This is a genomic window from Legionella shakespearei DSM 23087 (assembly GCF_000373765.1).
GTDB lineage: Bacteria > Pseudomonadota > Gammaproteobacteria > Legionellales > Legionellaceae > Legionella > Legionella shakespearei.
The window spans coordinates 1-1,525 of record NZ_KB892432.1; the positions used below are offsets into that span (position 1 = coordinate 1).

A 1,525-nucleotide genomic window follows, 5' to 3' on the forward strand; every position below is an offset into this window, starting at 1 on the left:
CATTGCGTTATACACAACTATTATCTATTTGTTCAATTTTCATCCATGGCATGGAAAGTTATCCAAGCCATGGAAAAATCACGCATACGCTGTAAGCCTTGCCACATAACCTTTGGCCCGGGAAAACCATCTGATTTTCTGGCAAGGAAGCCACCTAATTTGGCTATCATAATAATCATCTCATGAAGTGTTGGTGGTTTTTGGGGAGGTTTTGTTTTTTTAAGTACAGCATAAACAGCCTTCCATTCACATTCTTCAAAGAAGATATCACACCCTAACTCAGGGCAGGCCCTGCCCATCATCGTTAAGAATAAAATTCTCCAAGCAACAATCATATAAAGAGCCAGGCAATTTGCTGTACTTCTGAAAGTCTCAAATTGAAGCTCCTCAATCTGACATCCCGACTTTAACACCTTAAAAAATACCTCTATTTGCCATCGGCATAAGTACCAGTTAACAAGCGTAGTTGCTTGTTCAGCTGTTTGGATGGGGACGCTTGTTAGTAAATACCATTCAATAGCTTTCTCTCCCTCAGGAACATCTATTTCTTTAGCATGAACCACATAGATTGAAGTGGGCTTAAGCGTTGTATTAGGTCTTTTGGGAGGGCTCAGTGTGACTTGGTTAAATCTTATTTCTTGCTTCACAAGCCGGCCTTTTCGTTTATGCCTGGCTTTACTATTTCTGTGCACATAGCCAGAAGGCACTTCAAATTCAATATGGCCTTTTACATCGGAACTCGCTATCGCTTGTTTCAATTTTACGTTAAATGCCCCTGCCTTTTCATCAAACACCTTACGGTCATGTTGGCATCGCACCAACCAATAGGCATGGTTATCTTCACTGATTTCATTCTCTAACACTTCATAAATATCTCCTTCACGGTCTGAAATACTTATTATCATCGTGTCTGGGGCTGCTTTTGCTACTTCGTTAGCCGCTTCATAGCCTTTTAACCAACAGTACGTTTCTTTTTCTTCTAGCCCTTTTGTCTTTCTATCACCTCGCGTACCCAGTTTTTGTCGAGTCCATAACTGTAAATCTACTGTCCCCAAACAACAGCGCTCTGGTGTAAAGGCTATACTGGGATGCATATAAAATCCACGGCTGTTCTTTTGCGTTAAATAACCCATCGTGACTTTTGAATCATGGCCGCTATAATCAACTTCACTGCTATCTTGCGCAATTAATACTATTCCTTGTTCCCTTATCCGAGACACTGTTGATTCTCTATGTGCGCTTAATATCTTACTTGGTGTAACTTTATGATGGCCTATAAAACGATAGGCTCCCATCGTTTCATCCCAGCCCTTGCATGAGCCCGATATGCTTTTATCCGGCGATTTAAATAAACTCCCGAGCAATTTCTTAAAACGCTTATTTAATCGCTTATCTCCAAAATCTTCATCCTCTACTTCTTTTTCAACCCAATCTTCTGACATTTCCATAACTAATATCCACGCTTTTCTTCAAATGGGTCGATATTATTCTATTTGGAATTATTTGTGTATAAAGCAATGACCGT

Annotated in this window: 1 protein-coding gene; it reads right to left on the reverse strand. The window is 40.1% G+C overall.

The features are described from left to right. Positions 1 to 32: 32 nt before the first annotated feature. Complete coding sequence (locus B094_RS0113215; protein WP_026254029.1) at positions 33 to 1,442, reverse strand: IS4 family transposase; 1,410 nt, start codon at positions 1,440 to 1,442, stop codon at positions 33 to 35. Positions 1,443 to 1,525 lie beyond the last annotated feature (83 nt).

Bases quoted from the DNA above. Each gene is read 5' to 3' on its own strand.
- B094_RS0113215 (WP_026254029.1), bottom strand. From the start codon at position 1,442: ATGTCAGAAGATTGGGTTGAAAAAGAAGTAGAGGATGAAGATTTTGGA.